This is a genomic window from Spirosoma sp. 48-14 (genome assembly GCF_001898575.1).
In the GTDB taxonomy this organism is placed as follows: Bacteria; Bacteroidota; Bacteroidia; order Cytophagales; family Spirosomataceae; genus Spirosoma.
Genome location: NZ_MKUD01000058.1, coordinates 386,192 through 409,122, shown reverse-complemented (window position 1 = coordinate 409,122; position 22,931 = coordinate 386,192). Strand labels below are relative to the sequence as shown.

The 22,931-nt window shown below is 45.5% G+C and carries 21 protein-coding genes and 1 tRNA gene; 16 read left to right on the top strand and 6 right to left on the bottom strand.

Features of this window, described 5'->3' with window-relative positions:
• Positions 1-54: 54 nt before the first annotated feature.
• Both BGO59_RS26515 and murC read right to left on the bottom strand, forming a co-directional pair.
• Positions 55-606, bottom strand: coding sequence for a TIGR00730 family Rossman fold protein (locus BGO59_RS26515; protein WP_293688693.1), 552 nt, complete (start codon positions 604-606; stop codon positions 55-57).
• 34 nt (positions 607-640) lie between these two features.
• Complete coding sequence (murC, locus tag BGO59_RS26510) at positions 641-1,999, bottom strand: Mur ligase domain-containing protein (protein ID WP_293688691.1); 1,359 nt, start codon at positions 1,997-1,999, stop codon at positions 641-643.
• A gap of 278 nt (positions 2,000-2,277) precedes the next feature.
• Here murC and BGO59_RS26505 point away from each other — a divergent pair, with 278 nt between their 5' ends.
• Positions 2,278-3,762, top strand: coding sequence for an arginine decarboxylase (locus tag BGO59_RS26505; RefSeq protein WP_293688689.1), 1,485 nt, complete (start codon positions 2,278-2,280; stop codon positions 3,760-3,762).
• Positions 3,763-4,047: 285 nt separating this feature from the next.
• Here BGO59_RS26505 and BGO59_RS26500 read toward each other — a convergent pair whose 3' ends face one another.
• Both BGO59_RS26500 and BGO59_RS26495 read right to left on the bottom strand, forming a co-directional pair.
• The gene (locus BGO59_RS26500; RefSeq protein WP_293688687.1) at positions 4,048-4,569 is read right to left on the bottom strand and encodes an HAD family hydrolase; all 522 of its coding nucleotides are present in this window, start codon (positions 4,567-4,569) and stop codon (positions 4,048-4,050) included.
• A gap of 151 nt (positions 4,570-4,720) precedes the next feature.
• Positions 4,721-7,369 (bottom strand): valine--tRNA ligase, encoded by a 2,649-nt coding sequence (locus tag BGO59_RS26495; protein WP_293688685.1) that lies wholly within the window; start codon positions 7,367-7,369, stop codon positions 4,721-4,723.
• Positions 7,370-7,534: 165 nt separating this feature from the next.
• Between BGO59_RS26495 and BGO59_RS26490 the strand changes: the two genes are divergently transcribed.
• The 6 genes from BGO59_RS26490 (at position 7,535) to hisF (ending at position 12,008) form a co-directional block, all read left to right on the top strand.
• On the top strand, positions 7,535-8,461 hold the full coding sequence (locus tag BGO59_RS26490) for a DUF72 domain-containing protein (RefSeq protein WP_293688683.1): 927 nt from the start codon (positions 7,535-7,537) through the stop codon (positions 8,459-8,461).
• A gap of 259 nt (positions 8,462-8,720) precedes the next feature.
• Complete coding sequence (hisH, locus tag BGO59_RS26485; protein ID WP_293688681.1) at positions 8,721-9,323, top strand: imidazole glycerol phosphate synthase subunit HisH; 603 nt, start codon at positions 8,721-8,723, stop codon at positions 9,321-9,323.
• A 74-nt stretch (positions 9,324-9,397) separates the two neighbouring features.
• Entirely contained in the window at positions 9,398-10,120 is a 723-nt protein-coding gene (gene hisA, locus BGO59_RS26480; protein ID WP_293688679.1) for a 1-(5-phosphoribosyl)-5-[(5-phosphoribosylamino)methylideneamino]imidazole-4-carboxamide isomerase, read from the top strand.
• Between the two features lie 7 nt (positions 10,121-10,127).
• Positions 10,128-10,787, top strand: a complete 660-nt coding sequence (locus BGO59_RS26475) for a hypothetical protein (RefSeq protein ID WP_293688677.1) — start codon at positions 10,128-10,130, stop codon at positions 10,785-10,787.
• Positions 10,788-10,803: 16 nt separating this feature from the next.
• Positions 10,804-11,226, top strand: a complete 423-nt coding sequence (locus BGO59_RS26470) for a GNAT family N-acetyltransferase (protein WP_293688675.1) — start codon at positions 10,804-10,806, stop codon at positions 11,224-11,226.
• Positions 11,226-12,008: an imidazole glycerol phosphate synthase subunit HisF gene (gene hisF / locus BGO59_RS26465; protein ID WP_293688673.1), complete on the top strand. Its 783-nt coding sequence runs from the start codon at positions 11,226-11,228 to the stop codon at positions 12,006-12,008. Before BGO59_RS26470 ends, hisF begins: the two co-directional genes overlap by 1 nt.
• A gap of 95 nt (positions 12,009-12,103) precedes the next feature.
• Here hisF and BGO59_RS26460 read toward each other — a convergent pair whose 3' ends face one another.
• A complete protein-coding gene (locus BGO59_RS26460; RefSeq protein ID WP_293688671.1) occupies positions 12,104-12,994 on the bottom strand; it encodes a PorT family protein in 891 nt (296 codons plus the stop codon).
• 39 nt (positions 12,995-13,033) lie between these two features.
• Between BGO59_RS26460 and BGO59_RS26455 the strand changes: the two genes are divergently transcribed.
• The 4 genes from BGO59_RS26455 (at position 13,034) to BGO59_RS26440 (ending at position 18,284) form a co-directional block, all read left to right on the top strand.
• The gene (locus BGO59_RS26455; protein WP_293688669.1) at positions 13,034-14,008 is read left to right on the top strand and encodes a gliding motility protein; all 975 of its coding nucleotides are present in this window, start codon (positions 13,034-13,036) and stop codon (positions 14,006-14,008) included.
• Positions 14,009-14,093: 85 nt separating this feature from the next.
• Positions 14,094-15,899 carry an ABC transporter transmembrane domain-containing protein gene (locus BGO59_RS26450; protein WP_293688667.1) on the top strand — a complete coding sequence of 602 codons (1,806 nt, stop codon included), beginning with the start codon at positions 14,094-14,096 and terminating at the stop codon, positions 15,897-15,899.
• A gap of 69 nt (positions 15,900-15,968) precedes the next feature.
• On the top strand, positions 15,969-16,385 hold the full coding sequence (locus BGO59_RS26445) for a Fur family transcriptional regulator (protein ID WP_293688665.1): 417 nt from the start codon (positions 15,969-15,971) through the stop codon (positions 16,383-16,385).
• Positions 16,386-16,472: 87 nt separating this feature from the next.
• A complete protein-coding gene (locus tag BGO59_RS26440; protein WP_293688663.1) occupies positions 16,473-18,284 on the top strand; it encodes a DNA mismatch repair protein MutS in 1,812 nt (603 codons plus the stop codon).
• Positions 18,285-18,514: 230 nt separating this feature from the next.
• On the opposite strand, the gene BGO59_RS26435 is transcribed toward BGO59_RS26440, so the two are convergent.
• Positions 18,515-18,587 (bottom strand) — tRNA-Phe (locus tag BGO59_RS26435).
• Positions 18,588-18,729: 142 nt separating this feature from the next.
• On the opposite strand from BGO59_RS26435, the gene BGO59_RS26430 reads away from it, so the two are divergent.
• The 5 genes from BGO59_RS26430 (at position 18,730) to BGO59_RS26410 (ending at position 22,920) form a co-directional block, all read left to right on the top strand.
• Positions 18,730-20,106, top strand: coding sequence for a 4Fe-4S dicluster domain-containing protein (locus BGO59_RS26430; protein WP_293688661.1), 1,377 nt, complete (start codon positions 18,730-18,732; stop codon positions 20,104-20,106).
• 93 nt (positions 20,107-20,199) lie between these two features.
• Positions 20,200-21,000: a (Fe-S)-binding protein gene (locus BGO59_RS26425; protein WP_293688659.1), complete on the top strand. Its 801-nt coding sequence runs from the start codon at positions 20,200-20,202 to the stop codon at positions 20,998-21,000.
• A 102-nt stretch (positions 21,001-21,102) separates the two neighbouring features.
• A complete protein-coding gene (locus tag BGO59_RS26420; RefSeq protein ID WP_293688657.1) occupies positions 21,103-21,600 on the top strand; it encodes a hypothetical protein in 498 nt (165 codons plus the stop codon).
• A 246-nt stretch (positions 21,601-21,846) separates the two neighbouring features.
• Entirely contained in the window at positions 21,847-22,554 is a 708-nt protein-coding gene (locus BGO59_RS26415; RefSeq protein WP_293688655.1) for a sigma-70 family RNA polymerase sigma factor, read from the top strand.
• A 123-nt stretch (positions 22,555-22,677) separates the two neighbouring features.
• Entirely contained in the window at positions 22,678-22,920 is a 243-nt protein-coding gene (locus BGO59_RS26410; protein ID WP_080059672.1) for a hypothetical protein, read from the top strand.
• Positions 22,921-22,931 lie beyond the last annotated feature (11 nt).

Below are 22,931 nucleotides of genomic sequence, written 5' to 3'. Positions count from 1 at the left end.
TAAGCAAAAAGCCATCGATAGATGGCTTTTTTGTTTTAATACTTTGTTAGAAAGTTAAATAGTAGCCCAATAATCATTAATCTGTTTTAAAGCATCATCTACTGAATTAGCTATAATCGGCAAAGAGCGATTCTCAGCCTTTAAAAAGCCATCGGCTACCATCCGGTCCAATTGTTGCAATAAAAGGTCGTAAAAGCCATTTATATTGATCACAGCTACAGGCCCATCATAGAGTTTAAGTTGCTTCCAGGTTAAAATTTCAAATAACTCGTCTAAGGTTCCATAACCCCCAGGCAGAGCTATTACGCCTTTAGCTAATTGAACCATTTTATACTTACGTTCATGCATAGTTTCTACAAAGTGCAATTCCGTAAGCGTTGTATGGGCTACCTCTAAATCAGCAAGAAAATTCGGGATTATACCAGTTACGATACCACCATTTTGTAAAACCGCGTTGGCCACGTCGCCCATTAGCCCAAATCCCCCTCCTCCATATATTAGCCGAATGTTCTGTTCCGCCATTTTTTTACCGAGTTCAGAGGCTACTTCGTTATAGATTGGATTAGTACCTGGACTCGAAGCACAATAGACAACAAGACTTTGCATGTTAATTACGTAGATTCAGTAAGTCAAAGAGTGATTAGATCAGTTTTGGAGCAAGATTAGGTAGATCCAGACCACCAAAAGTTTCTGAGCTCATGAAGAGAAAAATGTGATTGGCATCTCGTTCCTGAAGAAGATAATTTTGTAAAGCAGCCGAATCTGTAAAAACCTGGAGCGAAGGCTTTTGAAAAGCCTTCTGTATATCAGATGTCGTAATCTGTTCGCTTGAATCTGCTGAGCCAGGATGTATGAATATGGCTACCTGGTCAGCAGCGTCTGTTGTTTCTTTATATTTATCCAAAAACGATTTATTCGTGTTGTCAATAGACTGAAGCTCAACTACGGCCAGTAATTTCTTATTGGGGTATTGTTGTTTTACAGCTTCTGTTGTTGCTTCTACTTTGGCTGGTGAATGGGCAAAGTCTCTAAAGACAGTTCTATTGGTAGATTCCGCAATTTTCTCCAGGCGTTTGCTGACACCAGTAAATGTTGGAATGGCTTCATAAAACATATCCTCAGTGATGCCGATACGGTCGCAGACGGTTATGGCCCCAGCGATATTTTTCATGTTATGCTGTCCGAACAGTCTAGTAGGTACCCGCTTTCCCTGTTTTGTAATGAGGAACGTCTCTCCGTTGACAATTTCACTAGGGTGTGCTAGATAGGGTATTTTTGTAATATCGTCCCGTTCTTTTTGGCCAATTACATCAAGCATATCGTCCGATTCATCAAAAATCAAAATGCCTGCTTTAGGCATGGCTTCGGCCAATGACTCAAACTGATCGACATACTCGTCCCAGGTAGGGTAAAGATTAATATGGTCCCAGGCAATTCCACTAATTAGGGCAATGTGGGGTTGAAAAGCCAGAAACTTTGGCCGTGAATCGATAGGTGATGATGCGTATTCATCCCCTTCAATGATAATCAATGGAGCTGTCGATGAAAGCCGGACCGTGGTATCGAACTCCTCGATGGGATCACCAATCCAGAAGTCAAATTGCCGGTTGTAATGCTTCAGAACATGCAGAATCATGGCAACTATTGTCGTCTTCCCATGACTGCCAGCTATAACTACCCGTTGCTTTTGCCGACTTAATTGATAAATAAATTCGGGATAAGAATAAATGGGTAAACCTAATTCAAGTGCTTTGATGAGTTCAGGATTGTCTTTCCGAGCATGCATGCCGACTATGACTACATCTAGGCCACTGTGAATTTTCTCAGGAAACCATCCAGTTTGTGCTGGTAATAGGTTTTGTTTTTCTAAGCGAGTCCGTGAAGGTTCATAAATGGTTTCATCAGACCCAGTAACGGTATAACCTTGTTGATGAAGGGCTAAAGCCAGATTATGCATGGCACTGCCACCAATAGAAATGAAATGAATAGACTGGGGCATTTGGAAAATCAGTCAGTGTAGAAAAACAAAAGTACAGTTTCTTTTTGGTTTGCCTGATGAACTTAGTAAGTGGATAAACAAGGGATATCTACATCCTGTTAAATTTCTATGATTATCGAATCAAAGCGTTTTGTTTTTCGTTGACTACCTTGCGGATAGACCTTACTTGGAAAGCCCGATTTTAAGAGCCAAATTCGCGCCTGTTTTTTCATAACCACAACCGCCACAGCGGGAAACCGGAGTAACGGACCACTTATTTTTATGCGCCGAACGTAGGGATGAAGACTTACTATGATCTGATTGACCAGACGTTTGAGTTTCCGACACGGGAATTCAACGTCGAGAACAACGAGTTGATGTTCAATAATGTCCCACTGATGGACATTGTCAAACAATATGGTACACCCTTAAAATTAACGTACTTACCGAAAATCACTGAACATATTGAACATGCCAAGCTGCTGTTCAAAAATGCAATGAAACGGTATAATTACAAGGGCAGCTATACCTACTGTTATTGTACAAAGTCCTCCCATTTTCGGTTTGTACTCGAAGAAGCCCTGAAAAACAACATCCATCTGGAAAGCTCGTCGGCTTATGACATTCCCATTATTCGGGAATTGTTCAAAATGGGAAAGATTTCCAAGAGTACGTATATCGTTTGTAATGGCTACAAGCGGCCACTGTATACACAATATATTAGTGAGCTTATCAATGATGGGTTCACCAACTGTATTCCGGTGCTGGATAACCTCAAGGAGATTGAAGCGTACGAAAATTCGGTAACTGCCGAAAGTGTAAATCTAGGCATTCGGATTGCCACTGACGAAGAGCCAAACTTTGCCTTTTATACTTCGCGGTTAGGTATTCGGTATAGTGATGTAAATGAGTTATACCGGACCAAAATCCAGCCAAATGAGAAGTTCAAGCTGAAAATGCTACACTTTTTCATTAACACGGGTATCAAAGACAGCGCTTATTACTGGAGTGAACTGAGCCGGTTCATGTACAAATACTGTGAACTGCGGAAAATGTGCCCTGATCTGGATTCGATTGACATTGGCGGTGGCATGCCAATCCAGACTTCATTCCAGTTTACATACGATTACCAGGCCATGATCGACCAGATTGTGGAAAGTATTCAGTGGATTTGTAACAAGAATAATGTTCCGGTACCGCATATTTTTACGGAATTCGGTTCATATACGGTTGGCGAAAGTGGGGCAGTTATTTATAAAGTGATCGATCAGAAGTTACAGAACGATAAGGAGTTGTGGTATATGATCGATGGGTCGTTTATCACCCAATTACCCGATTCGTGGGGGCTTGGTCAGAAATACATCATGCTGTCGGTCAATAACTGGGATAATCCATACCAGAAAGTGAACCTGGGTGGCCTCACCTGCGACTCGCATGATTTTTATAATACCGAAGCCCATAGTGCCGATTTGTATCTGCCAATTTTCGATCAGGATACCGAGGATCAATACATAGGCTTGTTCCACACAGGGGCTTATCAGGAGTCGCTGGGGGGGTATGGAGGTATTCAACACTGTCTGATTCCAGCTCCGCAGCACGTTATTGTCGATAAAGATGAGCAAGGTAATTTACGCTCCCGCTTGTTTGCTCCTGAGCAAAATAGTGAGACGATGCTGAAGATTCTGGGCTTTGGTGGTGCTGAACCCGGTATGACGGAATTAGAGGCTACAGAAGCCGCTGAAATACGTCAGGAAGAGGCAGAACTGATGAAAGAAGAAAATTAGTGCTCTCAAGCAGGAATGTAAAAGTTTTTGGCATTATTTTCGTTCTACTATCTGCAGAGATACCAACATTCTGGACGAACATTTTCATGAAAAAACTACTAATCTTGGGTTCTGTTCTGGCAGTATTGTCATTAGGGTCGTGTGCACGGAAGGCAAATTGCCCAGCATATGGTAGTGTACAGAAACCTGCTTCTTCGCAGGTGCGGGCGTAACTAGAAGATTTTTATAGAAAAAGCGGGCAATCTCCAGTCTAGGAAATTGCCCGCTTTTGCTTATAGGGACTAATTAAGCCGCGAATTCCAGAACAAACCTTGAGGCTTCCAATAAATTGGTTGCATAGCCATCGGCATCTGGCGAGGGTTGTGCTTCGGTAGCGATACGGATAGTGCGTACTCCTACTCGTTTACCGGCCTGCATATCACGGGGAGCGTCGCCAATCATCCAGGAAGCGTCTGGCCGGATATTGTATTTCGCAATGGCTTTTTCTAGAAGTAGAGAGCCCGGTTTACGAGTTAACGATTCAGAGTCGTATTTAGGATGGTGTGGGCAATAATAAATATCGTCGATGAGCTTGCCACATTGGTCCTGTAAATAATTGTAACAGGTCATCACATCGTCGCGCGTATAAAGCCCTTTCGCAATACCAGCCTGATTGGTAATAACAATAAGCAGGTAACCTGCTTCCTTCAATAAACGTAATGCTTCGGGTACTCCATCAGGAATAATGAAATCTTCGACCCGATAGACGTAGTCTGTTCTATCCTCATTTAAAACCCCATCTCGGTCCAAAAAGATGCACTTATTCATTGAAGAAAGGTTGTCGTGTTTGAAGGCAATAATACAATTATTCGGTCAAATAATTGTATTATTGCTTTAGATATTCGTGTTAAATTTTATTATACGCTAATTCTAGCGGTGATTAATGGAAGAATCATTGCCAGAATAAAGCTCCATTAGGCTACTTTAATGACTGCATTCGTTGTTCTAAAGCCTGGATTTTAGCCTCAGCATCAGCGAGTTTCTGTCGTTCGCGGTCAACAACTTCGGGCTTGGCATTGGCAACAAACTTTTCGTTCGATAATTTCTTCAAAATCGAATCGCGGAAACCGATATTGTAATCCAATTCCTTGCGTGTATTGGCAATTTCCTGGTCCAGATCAATTTCACCCGCAACGTTCACAAAGAACTCGTCGCTCTTGATCAGGAATGCAATCCCCTGCGTTTTTTCATCAACGTAACTAACCTCAGCGACATTAGCAATCTTACTAATCAAGGGTTCTAAGGGCTTGAATCGGTCGGCCGAAACAGTTTTGATCGCCAGGGGCAGGGCTACTTTGGGCGAAATTTGTTTCGCATTTCGGATGTTTCGCACATTTGAAACGACTTCAAACAAAATGTCGAAATCAGCTAGGATTTGTTGGTCGACTGCTCCAGCCTTCGGGAAAGAAGCTACACAAATACTAGTTCCAGTTTCTCGCTCGCGAATATCCTGCCAGATTTCTTCGGTAATAAACGGCATGAACGGGTGAGCCAGACACATGAGCCGCTCGAAGAAATTGATGGTAGCCTCGTAGGTAACTCGATCAATGGGTTGCTCAAAGCCCGGTTTGATGAGTTCGAGGTACTGCGAACAGAAATCATCCCAGATCAGCTTATAAACGGCCTGTAGTGCATCCGAAATACGGAACTTGCTGAAATCATCCTCAATCTGGATCAGCGTCGCATTCAGTTTCGATTCAAACCATTGAATGGGTAGCACATTTGGATGCGATGGCGACAGCGTGTGTATTGTTCCTTCGTTTCCGTTGTCAATTGTCCAGCCTTTTACCAGTCGGAATGCATTCCAGATTTTGTTGCTGAAATTACGGCCCTGTTCAACCAGCTTTTCGTCGAACATCAGGTCATTACCAGCGGCTGAACTGAACAGCATCCCCGTTCGAACACCATCGGCGCCGTATTGATCAATCAGATCGAGTGGATCGGGTGAATTGCCGAGTTGTTTCGACATTTTCCGGCCCAACTTATCGCGAACAATACCTGTCAGGTACACATTCTTAAACGGTTCTTTGCCACGGTATTCATACCCGGCAATAATCATCCGGGCTACCCAGAAGAACAGAATTTCGGGTGCCGTAACCAGATCGTTGGTCGGATAATAATAATTGATATCGGCGTTGTTTGGGTCTTTTAGGCCATCGAATACGGTAATAGGCCAGAGCCACGACGAAAACCAGGTATCTAATACGTCTTCATCCTGAGTCAGGTCAGCTTCGGTCATGGCGAAAAGTAGCTTTTCGTGCTGTACTTTTTCCAGTGCTTCATGCTTGTTTTTGGCTACGATGACCGTTCCATCCTGCATATAAAAGGCTGGAATCCGCTGCCCCCACCAAAGTTGTCGACTAATGCACCAGTCATGAACGTTTTCCATCCAGGCGCGATACATGTTCTTGAATTTGGGAGGAACGAGCTGGATGGTATCGTCCATAACGTTTTTAAACGCAGGTTTCGACAACTCATCCATTTTCAGGAACCACTGCATCGACAAACGCGGCTCTATAACCGCATTAGTCCGCTCTGACGTACCGACGTTCGATTTATAATCTTCCGTTTTGACCAGATTGCCTGATTCTTCCAGCAACTTGATGATTGCCTTGCGAGCTGCAAATCGATCCACACCAACTAGTATCTGCGCTTTTTCGTTCAGCGTACCATCATCGTTCAGAATATCGATTACCGGCAAATTGTGTTTAACCCCCAGCGCATAGTCATTCGGATCATGGGCAGGGGTTACTTTCAACCCACCCGTCCCAAAATCGGTCGTTACGTAGTCGTCGGCGATGATTGGGATTTCACGGTTGATCAGTGGAATAATCGCCTTTTTGCCGTGCAGATGCTTATAGCGCTCATCGTCTGGATTAACGGCAATGGCTACGTCGGCCATGATCGTCTCCGGTCGAACAGTCGCAATGGTGATAGAATCCTGTCCTTCGCTTCCAGCTATATCGTAACGGATGTATACCAGCTTTTGCTGAATTTCCTTTGTGATTACTTCTTCGTCCGATACGGCAGTACGGCCTTGCGGGTCCCAGTTCACCATGCGGATGCCCCGGTAAATCTGGCCTTTGTTGTAGAGATCGACGAAGACATCGATAACCGAATCGTACAGAGCGGGCTCCATCGTAAAGCGAGTACGATCCCAATCGCAGGAAGCACCCAGTTTACGAAGCTGCTTGAGAATAATGCCGCCATATTTGTGGGTCCACTCCCAGGCATATTCTAAAAATTCGTCACGTGTCAGATCCGTTTTGTTGATGCCCCGTTCCTTGAGCATAGCCACTACTTTGGCTTCAGTAGCGATACTGGCATGGTCGGTACCAGGCACCCAGCAGGCATTTTTCCCTTCCATACGCGCCTTGCGGATCAATACATCCTGAATTGTATTGTTGAGCATATGGCCCATATGCAACACACCCGTTACGTTTGGTGGCGGAATCACGATCGTATACGGCTCGCGTTCGTCGGGTGTAGACTTGAAAAACTGGTTATCAAGCCAGTATTGATACCATTTTTCCTCAATTTCCTGGGGAGCGTATGTCTTTGAAATCATAAAAATCAATGAAACTCAGGCTAGCATTTCAGATATAGATACGACTATACGGTAAAAACCAGCCTTGGGATTATGGATAAAATACAAAATTAGCTAAATTGGATAGGGCGAAAAAACGAAAGCCTGTCTTTGACAGTTTTACTGCAATATGTCAGCCAGAAGCCTATGGAATTTGGAAAAATACATAACCTCGACGCCATCAATCTTACGCTACCGCCGGGTGCGGCTTTTAACGCTAAGATTTGGGCGAGCGTTGAACCCTCACAACATCCAAACGTATTCATAGGCGGGCCTGTCTGGGCTAACAAAGATTACGTTGGAAAAGTGTATCCGTCTACAGCTAAGGAACGTGATTTTCTGCACTATTACGTCCGGCAATTCAATACCATCGAATTAAACCTGACCCATTACCAGATTCCAACGGCGGGTATGATTCAGAAATGGAAAGCCGAAGCGGCTGGTTCCCCCGATCGTTCTGGATTTACGTATTGCCCAAAATTTCCGCAGGTTATCAGCCATGAACGGCAGTTGGTAGCGACCGAAGCCCTGACCGAAGAGTTTGTCAACGCTGTTTTGAGCCTGGAAGAGTTTCTGGGCATGACATTTCTGCAACTGCCTCCTCAATTTGGTCCCGAAAAATGGCCAGTTCTGGAAGCGTATTTGAAAAGCCTGCCCGATGAGCTGGACGTAGCCGTTGAATTTCGCCACCCCGACTGGTTCAGTAAAGCAGCCGTGTGGCAGCAAACGCTCGAACGTCTCTATTTACTTCGACGCCATGCGGTCATTACAGACGTAGCGGGTCGACGGGATGTATTGCACATGGGTTTAAGCAGCCCCGTATTAACGCTCCGATTCATTGCTAACGAAGGCCATCCTACGGATTACATACGCTCTGATGCCTGGATTCAACGGCTGAAAACCTGGTTTGAAAAGGGGTTGCAGACCGCTTACCTCTTCATTCATGGTGGTGGCGATAATGATACCGCTCCCGAACTGATCCTACACTGGATTCGCGAACTGAACAAACACTGCGGACTAAACTTGCGTGAACCGGTCCTCCAACCTAAAGTTGTACAGGGTAGCTTATTTTGAATTAAAGAAACAAGCCTTTACCTTTGCTCTATGATTTCACAGGCAACACATCATCGGCATCATCACTCTGAGCGGTAACGCGGCAGAACAAGATGCGTTTGTTTGTGAGTTCGGAACGTCAATTCGGATAACCACATATACAAAGCCCGGTTCTGCTAACGAGCCGGGCTTTTTTTAATGAATAATGTACAATGTATAACGCAAAATTCCGAGTTAGTGTGCTGTTATTCATTATACATTTTCCATTATACATTACCTTATGAAAACGGTCATTATTAAATACAACGCTGGTAATGTTCAGTCGGTTATGTATGCCCTGGAACGATTGGGGGCTTCTTACCTGCTGACGGACGATGAAGTCGAAATTCGCTCGGCCGATAAGGTGATTTTTCCTGGAGTTGGTGAAGCGAGTACCGCTATGGCTTATCTGCGGGAACGAGGGCTGGATAAACTAATTCCATCGTTGAAACAACCTGTGCTCGGCACGTGTGTTGGTATGCAGTTGATGTGTCGGTATTCAGAAGAGAATAATACGACCTGTATGGGCATTTTCGACATTGATGTTCGGCGTTTTCCGGCCCGCCGTGGAGACGGAGAGCCACGTCTCAAAGTACCACATACGGGCTGGAATAGTATTCATAACCTGCAAGGGCCCCTGACCGGAGGAGTCTCGGAAAATGCATACGTATATTTCGTGCATAGCTACGCGGCTGATGTCTGCCCTGATACAACGGCTACCTGTGATTACGTTCGGCCATTTAGTGCCATGCTCCAGCGTGATAATTTTTATGCGGCCCAATTTCACGCGGAAATCAGTGGTAATGTCGGCCAGCGAATACTGGAAAACTTTTTGAAACTATAACACGAAAGCTTCGCCGTCGTGGTGGAAATCCGCTACAATGAAAGCTAACAGACGGGTTTCCACCCGCGTTACACATGTACATCATACCCGCAATTGACCTTATTGAAGGAAAAGCTGTTCGCCTGACGCAGGGTGATTATAGCCAGAAGAAAGAATACAATGCCCGCCCATTGGAAGTGGCACAGCAGTTTGAAGATGCTGGTCTGACCCGACTCCATTTAGTTGATCTTGATGGAGCAAAAGAAAAACGGGTCATTAACTGGAAAGTGCTTGAATTGATCGCTTCCAAAACCAAACTCCACATTGATTTTGGCGGTGGTGTACAGTCGGACGAGGATCTGCGGGTCGTTTTTGAATGTGGAGCCAAACAGGTAACGGGTGGAAGTATTGCCGTCAAACAACCTGAGGTGATGGAGCGATGGCTCTCGCAACTTGGCTCCGAAGCGATCATTCTGGGTGCTGATGCGAAAAATGAAAAAATAGCTGTCAGTGGCTGGGAGGAATCGACTGAGGTTTGGGTATATGATTTTGTGGAGAAATGGGTAGAGAAAGGCATCAGCTATGTCATTAGCACCGATGTAGCGAAAGATGGCTTGCTACAGGGCCCATCTTTTGAACTGTATCGAAACCTACAGGATCAGTTTCCGAAACTAAACGTCATTGCCAGTGGCGGGGTCAGTAATATGGCTGATATTGAAACCCTGGCCGATATGAATCTATTTGGCGTTATCGTGGGTAAAGCCATTTATGAAGGGCGCGTGACACTAAAAGAATTGAGTCGGTTTATGGGTGTATAATTCAATTATGAGACCTTGGCTTATCCTGTTGCTTGTTAGTATATATCTATCAAATCAGGTAGAGGGAGGTAGTACGCCAATACCAATCTTAAAACAGCGGTTTCAAAAACTGGCAGAGAAAATAAGATTACAGCCCCCTGCACCCAAAGAAGGAGATTATGAAGTCCGTATCTGGAACAATCAATCGTTTCAATATGGCGATGCCCAAACGCTTTATGTTCTGATTAAGCAGGGCAATCATTGTGACTTAGTGAAGTATAGTCTTAAGTCAGGGAAAAAAAGATTTAAATCTGCCCGAAAAATTGTTCCTCATAAACCGCTGGCTGACAGTCTATGGCTCCAATTAACTCAAAAAGGTATTCTTTCATTGCCTAATGAGAGCGATATCGATAGGCAACTTCATCCTGCTCAAGGACCAGCAATAGAACGAAGTGGGAAAATGGAACCAGATGGTAGCTTCACGGTCTATGGATACAGTACCAAACGTTCCGTTTGGATATTAGATGGGGAGGACTACTTTTTTGAAGTGTTTTACTTTAATGGCTATCAAATACATGAGTACGACAATCCCCAATCGTATTTACGTGCTATGCCAGAAGTGGTTGAACTTCGGAAAGTGGTTGGTATTTTAGATTTCGTAGCCTCTTTTTTTCCACCCTCTAAATAGTGTGCTTTGAATACCTATGAATGAAGAATACACCATCAACGCTGACAAGGCCAGGCTGGACATTGATGTGATTCATCGATTTCTGAGCGAAGAGGCTTACTGGTGCCTGAATATTCCCCGTGAACTCGTTCAGCGATCCATCGACAATTCTGTGTGTTTCGGCGTATATCAAGGTGATAACCAGGTTGGATTTGCCCGCGTAGTAACAGACTTAGCAACATTTGGGTATCTGGCCGATGTGTTTATTCTGCCCGAACACCGGGGTAAAGGGTTATCCAAACAGTTGATGGCATTCATTATGGCCTACCCGCCGTTGCAGGGCTTGCGACGCATTATGCTGGTGACCCGTGATGCCCACGGCCTTTACAAACAATTTGGATTTCAGGTTAGCGACAATCCAGAAAATACCATGTATATCAAAGCATTTACTTCTTACTGATGCTCACCAAACGAATTATCCCCTGTCTTGATATAAAAGATGGTCGTACCGTCAAAGGAACAAACTTTGTGAACCTGCGAGACGCAGGCGACCCGGTTGCCCTGGCAGCTATTTATGCCGAACAGGGTGCCGACGAACTGGTTTTCCTGGATATTACGGCCACTGTCGACGAGCGTAAAACCCTGATCGAACTCGTTCGAAACGTGGCACATACCATCAATATTCCTTTTACGGTAGGTGGCGGTATTTCGTCGGTAGCGGATGTTTCAGCGCTACTGAACGCTGGAGCCGATAAAATTTCGATCAATTCATCGGCCGTTCGCAATCCGGATTTAGTGAACCAGCTTGCCCTCGAATTTGGCAGTCAGTGCATAGTCGTTGCCATCGATACGCGCTGGATTCCAGTAGAGCAGGAAGAAAAGGGCTCCCAATTCGAGCACATTGTGCATACACACGGCGGACGCAAACCTACTGCTCTACGAACGATTGCCTGGGCTAAAGAAGTCGAAGACCGGGGAGCTGGCGAAATTTTATTGACCTCGATGGATACAGATGGGACCAAGGCTGGTTTTGCGCTTGACTTAACGGCTCAAATTTCGGGTACCGCAAATATTCCGGTGATTGCGTCGGGGGGAGCTGGTTCGATGGATCACTTTGTTGATGTGTTCACAACCGGAAAAGCCGACGCCGGATTAGCCGCCAGTATCTTTCACTTTAAAGAAATTGAGATTCCAGCCCTAAAAGGGTATTTACGAGAAAAGGGAATCGAAATGCGATTGTAGAGCTGTATCGTGGACGGCTAGTCCGCGTAGCCGCCAGGCAAATGCCGCTATAACGTAGCCTGGCGGCTACGCGGACTAACCGTCCACGATACATATTAAAATTTAAAGCCCAGTTCCAGGCTGACAACCCGGCTTTTCGACAGCAAGTCACTCCCTCGCGCAATATCGATCAGGCCACGCTGATAACTCATGCCCAGATTAAACGCGTTGTTCTGATTGATTTTATACTGGACACCCGCCCCGAGCAGAAGTTCAACATCACCAAAGCCGTATTGACGGCGGTCGCCACCAGTCTCGGCCATATACAGTCCGTTTCGGGCCTGGTCCAGTGCTCGTTCTGCTAATTTTATACTCAACAAACCTCCCGTTTGTACATACAGGCGCAGATCGGGCGCGATGTTATTGGCAAACATTTTCACCGTCATCGGTATTTGCAGATACTGGAGGTTGTAAACCGATTCTTTCTCCGGTGCACTTGGGTTCCAGCGGGTTTCGCCAAACGAACCCGGCATTTGAAAGCCCGACCGTTTGATGGTATACCAAAGCCCGGAGCTAAATGCATACCGATCTTTGAAAAAAAAGTAATCGAGCGATGGCCCGACACTCATTCGAACCCCGGCTCCATTAGCACGAAAACCAGCGTAGTTACCCGTTCCCTCCGCTGTATTTAGATCGAGTGACGGAGCAAAACGGATACTCATTTCAATAAGATGCGTTGTCCATAGGTAATCAGGTCCCGAGCCGTAGCCATTGTTTTCGGAGGACTGACTTTGCTGCCGACGACGGCGTTTTCGATCATCATCGTAGTCGCGTCGATTCTGGTCCTGACCATCATAATTATCGCCCAGAATTTTACGAAATCGCTTTTCGGTTACGTTTGATTCTTTAGTGCGTATGCGGTAAAGGGCTGGTGAGGAAGATTGGGCCCAACTACTACCAACTACCAGCAATCCCAAAATCAGCCCAAACCCTGCAACTTTTTTCATAATTTTGCACGTTTTCTATAATGAAAACCTATGATTTTCATGCGGATACAAACGGCCATCCTCGGCCTTTTTTGTTTATTTCTTTTGGCTTCGTGTACAAAAAACGAAGACGTTACGATTATTCGGCTCGATCAGCAGCTCTTTTCCGGCCAATCTCCCGATAGTATCCGAGCTGTATTGAACCGGAATCCGGCTATAGCTCAATTGTACTTTAACGCGAACGGAGCCGGAAATGATACATCGGTTGTTCATGAATTGACCAATCGGATTGCAAACCCAGCACTCAATGAATTCAATCGTCAGATTCAGGCTGAATTTGGCGACTTGACCGATTTACGGAAACAATTAGGCGAGGCCTTCGCTAACATTAAAAAAGACTTTCCCGACTTCCAATCACCCAAAATAGCAACGGTTGTCACGGGATTTATGGGTCCTGATCTGGTCGTAACCGATAGTTTAATTGTCATCGGCCTTGATTACTTCGTTGGCCCCAAAGCCAAATTTCTACCGCCAGCAAACGAATTTCCACAGTACATCCTACGTCGATACGATAAGGACCACCTGGTACCTGCTATTGTTTTTGCCATCTCAGACAAATACAATGCCACGAACCGCACTGACCAAACGATGCTGGCCGACATGGTATACTATGGCAAAGGGTATGTGTTTACTAAAACCATGTTACCCAACACAGCCGACAGCCTGGTTATCGGCTATACAGACAAACAATTGACACAAACGTTTAATGCACAAGATGTAGTTTGGGCACATTTTATTGATAATCAGTTGTTATACCAAACAAATCCGGCAATAAAGCAGCGTTATCTGAACGAACGGCCATTTACGGCCGAAATTGGTAAAGATTGTCCTGGTGCTATCGGTCGTTGGGTGGGTTGGCGCATTGTGAGTATGTTTTTTGATGAACACAGCAGTGTCAGTATTGCAGACCTGATGCACAATGCTGATGCTCGGCAAATTTTTGAACAGTCAGGATACAAAGGACAAAACGAGTAGAGACGCAATACGTTGCGTCTGCCTGGCGTCAACCGGAAAACGGTGCGAATAAAAGACACAATGTGTCGCTATAAGAAAAAATAAAATGGCAAAACGGGGACGGACTTTTGGCGAGGAAGCCAGCGAAATTGATAAGAAAAAATATAGTCGGGACGATTACAAAAAAGCCCTGCGTGTGTTCCGATATGTACGACCGTATCGGATGCAGTTTGTGGTCGGCTTTATTTTCCTCATCCTGTCGACTACCACTACACTGAGTTTTCCGGCGTTGATTGGGCAGGTAACCAGCGTTATTCAGGGCAAATCACCCTTTACCCTGAATCAGGTTATTCTGATGTTTGGAGGAATCCTGATTTTACAGGCTGTTTTCTCCTTCTTCCGAATCTATTTCTTCGCGCAGGTCAGTGAGCGGTCAATGGCCGATGTCCGACGCGAAGTGTATAGTAAAATCATTACTTTATCGATTCCATTTTTCGAAAAACGGCGGGTCGGCGAACTGACGAGTCGTCTATCGGCCGATGTGTCGCAGTTGCAGGATATTTTATCCATCACCCTGGCCGAACTATTCCGGCAGGTGGCTACGCTGGTTGGGGGTACACTTTTTATACTCTACGTTTCCTGGAAGTTGACCCTGTTTATGCTGGCGACATTCCCGGTGATTATTGTGGCGGCTATATTCTTCGGGCGGTTCATCCGACGACTATCGAAGCAGGCCCAGGATCAGCTAGCAGCTGCTAGTGTGATTGTGGAAGAAACCCTGCAATCGGTTAATGTGGTAAAAGCGTTCACCAATGAGCGTCTGGAAATTGGCCGATATAGCAATGCACTCCAGAAAATGGTGAATATAGCCCTTAAAGCGGCTCGTTTCCGGGGAGTATTTGTCTCATTCATCATCTTCGCCATGTTTGGTGGTATTATGGGGATCGTTTGGTACGGCGGTAGCCTGGTTCAGTCGGGCGAAATTCCATTTGCCGATTTACTCACCTTTATCTTCTACACGGCCTTTATCGGAGGATCGGTAGCGGGTATGGGCGATTTATACGCGCAGGTTCAGAAAACAGTTGGTGCTTCGGAACGGATTCTGGAGATCCTGGAAGAACCTTCGGAAGTTAACGCGGCCGACGAACTGCCTTTGTTTGTACCCCTGCAAGGAAAAGTGCAGTTCAGTGATGTTCGTTTTTCGTATCCTTCCCGACCCGAAGTGCCTGTTTTAAAAGGTATTTCGCTGACGGTAGAAGCTGGTCGGAAAATTGCGCTGGTTGGGCAAAGCGGAGCTGGAAAGTCAACAATTGTTCAATTGCTGATGCGATACTACCCAATCAGTGGCGGACAAATCACTGTCGACGGCCGCGATTTGACGACTTTCAACGTGACTGAACTACGGAAAAATATTGCCGTAGTGCCGCAGGAGGTAATTTTGTTTGGAGGTACTATTCTCGAAAATATTCAGTACGGCAAACCTGGCGCTACTGAAGCCGAAGTACGCGAAGCCGCCCGAAAAGCCAACGCGTTGCAGTTTATAGACTCTTTCCCAGAGGGCCTTCAGACCGTTGTAGGTGAACGAGGTATTAAACTATCGGGAGGGCAGCGTCAGCGAATCGCCATTGCACGAGCTATTCTGAAAGATCCGGCTATTCTGATTCTGGACGAAGCAACCAGTTCGCTGGATGCCGAATCGGAAAAACTGGTGCAGGAAGCCCTGGATGAACTGATGCAGAATAGGACCACGATCATTATCGCCCACCGATTGGCCACCATCCGCAAAGTGGATCGAATTTATGTTTTACGCGAAGGTCAGATTGCTGAATCGGGTACCCACGATGAACTGGCACTACAGGAGGACGGCATCTACGCAAATCTGGTTAAATTGCAGTTCGAACCAATCGAGTAATGGAAAGGGTAATGTGTCACTTGAAACAAACCTTATCCATTACCCATTCTATATTATTCATTTATAAAAATGACACTGGCTTCTAAAACCCTGAAAGACTTTAATCTTCGGCATACCAACGGCCGGGAGGAAGTGCTTGAATTGTTCCTGAACGCCGGTCATGCGCTGGCGCATAACGATGTTGAGAATGGCCTTGGCCCCGATCATGACCGCGTAACGATATACCGAACGCTTCGTACTTTTCTGGACAAAGGACTGCTTCATAAAGTCCTTGACGACGAAGGAGGAACGAAATATGCCCTCTGCCGGGAAACCTGCTCCGATGGTCACCATCACCACGACCACGTTCATTTTAAATGTGAAGCCTGCGGCCAAACGACCTGTTTGGATAAGGTAAGAATCCCCACAATTGCATTACCCGAAGGGTACAATCGTAAAGAAATGAATCTTCTGATTCAGGGCGTATGTCAGGATTGTAATAAGTAATAAAGCGAAACTACCCTCAAGCGGGATTTCCTGTCACTAGTAACCCGTGCCTCCAACAAAATCGCGGGTTACGGCCTGCGTTACCTAATGAACCCTGAAACGTTATTTCCAGAACGCCAACAACAATTTACGAGTGCAGCACAAGCCGCCCAGCGTCAGTTCAACCAATTGGCCTTTTGGCGGCTTGTGTGGTTTATCGGTAGCCTCGTTGCTACCTGGGCATTTATACAGACAAATCAGCAACTGGCTGCCTTAGTAACGCTGATAGCTGGCGTTATTGGCTTCCTGATTCTCTTAAAAAAACACCAGCAAGTTCGACTTAAACGCGATCTGAACCAGAAACTAGCGTTTATCAATCAGGACGAGTCAGCGCGGCTTAAACGTCAATATCTCCGACCTGAAACGGGTGAACAGTTTGCCAGCCCGACGCATTACTATACCGGTGATTTAGACGTGTTTGGTAAACATTCCCTGTTTCGCCTGCTTAACCGGACCCATACCTACGAAGGCCAGAATCGATTAGCGACCTGGCTCAAAGCCCCCTCCTCGCCCGATTCGATTCGGCTGCGGCATCAGGTCGTGGATGAACTGAAACCGCAAATGGACTGGCGGCAGCAATTTGAAGGAGTAGCCTACATCGAAGAAAAAGTAGGTCAAGCACCGACTGACTTAATCAAATGGGCTACAGCAGAGATTACCCCTCTACCAGGCTATTTGACGATCGTTCGTTTTCTATTCCCCGCTATCACCTTAAGCTTGTTCATTGCCTGGTTAGCAGGTTATTTACCCGGAATGACTGTTTTACTAGCTTTAGCAGTACACGGCTTTATTCTTAGTCAGACGGCAGCACGGGCAAAGGAAGTTAGTGAGCAGACATTCGAAATATCGGCCGCATTACGAGCTTTCCGTAGCTTATTTCAGCAAGCTGAGCAACTAAAAGGTGATGCCATTCGGCTTAGGGCCATCCGGCAGGCGCTGAGTTCCGACAAGCAATCGGCATCGGAGGCTATTGGGTCTCTGGCGAAACTAACCGAAGGACTAAACTTCCGTCGTAATCCCTACTTTTTTCTGCTATTTGGCATCGCTACGCTCTGGGACATTCAGTACCTATATCGGCTCGAACGTTGGCGACAAAACCATGGGCCAGAGCTGAGCCGCTGGTTCGAAGCCCTGGGTGAGCTGGAAGCCCTGAATAGTCTGGCTGGTTTTGCCTATGCTCATCCTGATTATACGACGCCAGATATTGTTGACGACGAATTCGTTTTGGACTTTACATTAGCCGCTCACCCATTACTCCCTCCTGATCGAAGTATTGCTAATTCGTTGAAAATGGCTGGATCAGGCCAAACGATATTGATTACAGGCTCCAATATGTCGGGAAAGAGTACATTTTTGCGAACGATTGGGGCCAATGTGGTACTGGCTCTGGCCGGGGCTGTTGTTAGTGCCGAACGCTTCTGGTGTTCGCCTGTGCGTGTGTTTACCAGCATGCGGACACAGGATTCCCTGGAAGAAAGCACATCCTCATTTTATGCCGAACTGAAGCGATTACAAACGCTCATTCAATTGACAAAACAGCCATCTAAAATCCCGGTACTTTATTTCCTGGACGAGATTCTGAAAGGCACCAATTCGGCTGATCGACATCGGGGTGCTGAGGCCTTGATTCGCCAGTTACATCACACAACTGCTTCTGGCTTTGTATCGACCCATGATCTGGAATTAGGCCAGCTTACCGATGCCGACGATTTCGTTCGCAATTACCATTTCCAGTCAGATCTCGATAATGGTGAGCTTCTATTCGATTATAAGTTACGTGAGGGTATCTGCCAGAGTTTTAATGCCAGCCAGCTTATGCAGGCAATTGGTATCGAAATGGATGCGTTACAGAAGAAATAATCAGATTAGCAGGACTATCTTCTCGGTTAGTAGTTCACTAAACAAGCGGGCTTTTGTTGATACCATAAATAAGCTTGCCTGATATGGTGAAAGCACTATCTTTGCGTGTATGAAATAGTATGCAAGCATACTATTTCATACACGCAAAGAGAAAAAGTTGATGATGGATCAGTTAATCGTGCTTGGAACCAATAAAAAAGCCTTCTCGATTGAGAAGGCTTGGATTTGGGTGGTGATGGACGGAATCGAACCGCCGACACAAGGATTTTCAGTCCTTTGCTCTACCAACTGAGCTACATCACCGCAACGGCGGACCGTTTAAATGTGGGTGCAAAAGTACGCCTTGTTATTCGTTTTGCAATACTTTACCTGTAATTTTTTTGATTAAAGAAGTTGTATTGTTGGTATCCTTCTGACAATCAGAGAAAATAAGTTTTATAAATACATGGAAATTGTTCAGCAAATAGTATTTGTAGTAGCATTAGCGGCCACGGGTTGGTATATAACCAAACGAATTCAGCTTATCAGCCGGGCTATCCGGCTAGGTCGCTCCGAAAATCGTACGGACCATGCTGATGAACGGCTTAAAACCATGCTACTGGTAGCCTTCGGGCAAAAGAAGATGTTCAACAATCCCTTAGTGGGGGTGATGCACTTCGTGATTTATGCCGGGTTTCTGATTGTCAATATCGAAGTACTGGAAATTATTCTGGATGGTGTACTGGGTACCCATCGCCTGTTTGCCCCCTTTATAGCCCCCGTTTATCCCTTTCTGATTGGTGTTTTTGAAATCCTGGCGGTTGGTGTTCTGACGGTATGCGTTGTTTTTCTCTGCCGTCGGTTTATAGTTAAGGTAAGCCGTTTCCAGCCGGAACGACACCGCGAAATGACCCGTTGGCCCCGTACTGATGCCGCAGTTATTTTAATAGCTGAAATTCTGCTTATGATCGCATTTCTGACCTGGAATGCCTCCGATAGTGTGTTACGGGATCGGGGTGTTGGACATTACGCTGCCTTGCAGGGGATTGTGCCTGATTTTCTGATTAGCCAGTATTTAAAACCGCTTTTTATCAATTTCAGCGATACCGCTTTGATCGGTTATGAGCGCTCAGCCTGGTGGTTCCATATTTTAGGGATTATGGCCTTCGCGGTTTATGTTACGTACTCCAAGCATCTACACATTGCGCTGGGATTCCCGAACGTGTATTTCTCCGATCTGAAACCCAAAGGCGAGATTCAGAATATGCCTGAAATCACAAAAGAGGTACAGTTGTCGCTTGGCTTGCCAGTAACTACGGGAACGGATAGCTCACAGACCGACGACAATGGGCAGCAACCTGCAGAAATAGGCCGATTTGGAGCTAAAGATGTGCAGGACCTGAAATGGATTAACCTCATGAATGCCTATAGTTGCACTGAATGTGGGCGTTGTACAGCAGCCTGTCCGGCTAACATTACAGGTAAAAAGTTATCTCCCCGTAAAATTATGATGGACACCCGCGACCGGCTCGAAGAAATTCAACAAGGCTGGAAAACCAACGGGTACGATTACAAAGATGACAAGTCGCTTCTCAACGATTATATAACAGCCGAAGAGTTGAATGCCTGTACAACTTGTCAGGCCTGCGTAAACGCTTGTCCGATAAATATAAATCCGCTGGATATCATTCTTCAGTTGCGTCGATATCGGGTCATGGAAGAGTCGCAGGCACCGGCCTCCTGGAATGCCATGTTCAGCAACATCGAGAATAATATGGCTCCCTGGAAGTTTTCACCCAGTGACCGCTTCAACTGGGCCGATCAGGTTAATGAAGTTAAATAGGTTTTCGGTAGCTGGTTTCTAGTTTATAGAAGACTTATCCATAAGCTACTGTAAACGGTAAACTGAATACTGTAAACAGTTATCATAGAAAAAATGCCAACTGAAACGAATTATAAAGTGCCCACAATGGCGGATATGGCCGCAGCCGGTGAAGAACCGGAGATTCTATTCTGGGTGGGTTGTGCGGGTTCATTTGATGACCGTTACAAACGGGTCACTATCGCGTTTGTGCGTATTCTGAACCATGTAGGTATCAAGTTCGCTGTGCTGGGTACCGAAGAATCCTGCACGGGAGACCCAGCCCGGCGGGCTGGGAATGAGTTTTTATTTCAAATGCAGGCTGTGTCCAATATCCAAGTCCTGAATGGCTATAACGTCAAGAAAATTGTGACAGCCTGCCCCCATTGCTTCAATACGCTCAAAAACGAGTATCCTGAACTAGGCGGTACCTATGAAGTCATTCACCATTCTCAGTTCCTGCAAAGCCTCATCAATGAAGGGCGGATCAAAGTAAAAGATGGACAGTCGTTTAAGGGACGAAAAATAACCTTTCATGATTCCTGCTATCTGGGTCGGGCCAACAAAGTTTATGAGGCTCCTCGTGATGTCTTAGAAGCATTGGATGCCGATTTGGTTGAAATGAAGCGTGTGAAAGCGAACGGATTGTGCTGTGGCGCTGGTGGAGGGCAGTATTTCAAAGAACCTGAGTCTGGCAAGAAAGACGTAAACGTGGAGCGAACAGAAGAAGCACTTGGTACAGGCGCTGATACGATCGCTGTAGCTTGCCCATTTTGCATGACGATGATGTCGGATGGCGTGAAAAATAAGAATCGTGAAGATTCCGTTCGTGTCTATGACATTGCGGAACTCATCGCCCAGAAAGAAGGGTTGTAAAATCAATGAACAATGGAAAATGAATAATGGATAACGGAGCATCAGATGTATCGCTAATCATGATTCATTTTCCATTGTTCATTATACATTATCTGTTTTGTTATGTATATCGATTTCGATAAGCTACCTGATCATGCCCGTGTATGGGTATATCAGGCCAATCGTTCGCTAACGAGCGAAGAAGTGAAAACGATTGACGCAACGTTGCAAACGGCCCTAAACCAGTGGGCGGCTCATGGCGAGCCATTGTTGTCATCAGCAAAGGTGATCGAAAATCGGTTTATTGTTGTGGCGGTTGATGAAGGATATGCATTGCCTAGTGGCTGTTCTATCGACTCCTCAGTAAGAACCATACAGGAAATTGGGCGTCAGGTTGGTGTTGATTTTTTTGACCGATCAGCCGCCGTTCTGTCGACCGAGGGCTCGGTGCAGACAGTTGCTTTGCCACTGATTAAACTAGCCATTGCCGATGGCTTGCTGACACCTGACACAATTGTCTTTAATACATTGGTGAAGACAAAGGCAGAGTTTTTGGCAGATTGGCAGATTACAGCCGCCAATTCCTGGCTTAAGCGCTATTTTAAGCCTACGACGGCTTAATTTGTAAAGCAAATCACGTTAAAGCCGATCCATCGATACGTGTGAATGTATCAATAGATCGGCTTTAACATTGTCAGGTTCCGAATCGTTCCTGCCAAATCGTCATAAATCCTGATTTTTATCACCTGTTTTTGAACAAAGGATTAATTTTTGCAGTCATTTTTAAAAAGCTCAGCGATTTGGATCGGGTAATTATCGAATTCGTTGAGTGTTGCCGATTGTAAACGGCAATTAACTCTTACTTTTATGGCGACTATTCCCGAAGTTATGTCAGATACGCCAACCAGCGACCGGAACCGCATCGGCGGACCGACCGGACCGGATCAATTTTTACCCGACAGCGATTCTGCCGAACAGCCACTGGCTAACGCGCCTTCTCGTGGTTATTCTGAGGAGCAGAAGTACCAGATTTTTAATAAGGAGTTTATGCCCCATATCGACTCCATGTACAACTTCGCGTTCCGTCTGACAATGGATGAGGACGATGCGAATGATCTGGTGCAAGATACTTATCTGAAAGCGTTTCGGTTTATTTCCTCGTTTGAGCAAGGAACTAACGCTAAAGCATGGCTGTTTCGGATTCTGAAGAACAGTTTCATCAACGATTATCGGAAAAAAAGTAAGGAGCCGGCTAAGGTAGATTATCAGGACGTTGAGACGACTTATAACTCTGAAGATGCCGAATCTGAACACACGGTTGACCTGCGGGCCGAGTCCGTTTCTGACTTAATTGGTGATGAAGTTGCAACCGCCCTGAACTCGTTGCCGGTTGATTTCCGAACGGTCATTATTCTTTGTGATATCGAAGGATTCACATATGAAGAAATGGCTAAGATTCTGGATATTCCAATTGGCACTGTTCGGTCTCGTTTGCACCGTGCTCGTAATCTATTGAAGGAAAAATTACGTGATTATGCTTCTTCAATGGGATATAAGGAAGAAAATGACGAATAAACCGAACTTTTTCTAAGCCAATTTTGGTTCTGCTGATAACTCCTAGTTATTATTATTCTTGGAATTAATAAAATTTTTCCAATGCAAACGCCGTTACCATCCTCGTCAGGCACAAAGCCAGAGATGAAAGAACATTGCAGTCACCGGGCTGACTGCCTGAAGTTAATTCAGTTGATTTTGGATGGAGAAGCCACCGAACAACAGCTTGCCAGAGCAAAAGCGAATCTCGAGTCGTGCAAGCCCTGTATTCAGATGTATCAACTCGAAAAGGAAGTGAAAGAGCTGTTGACTAAGCGTATAGAAAAAAGATGTTGCCCCGAGCAATTGGTTGCAACGATCAAATCCCGGATTCTAAGTTTTAGTTAGTAGTGACCGTA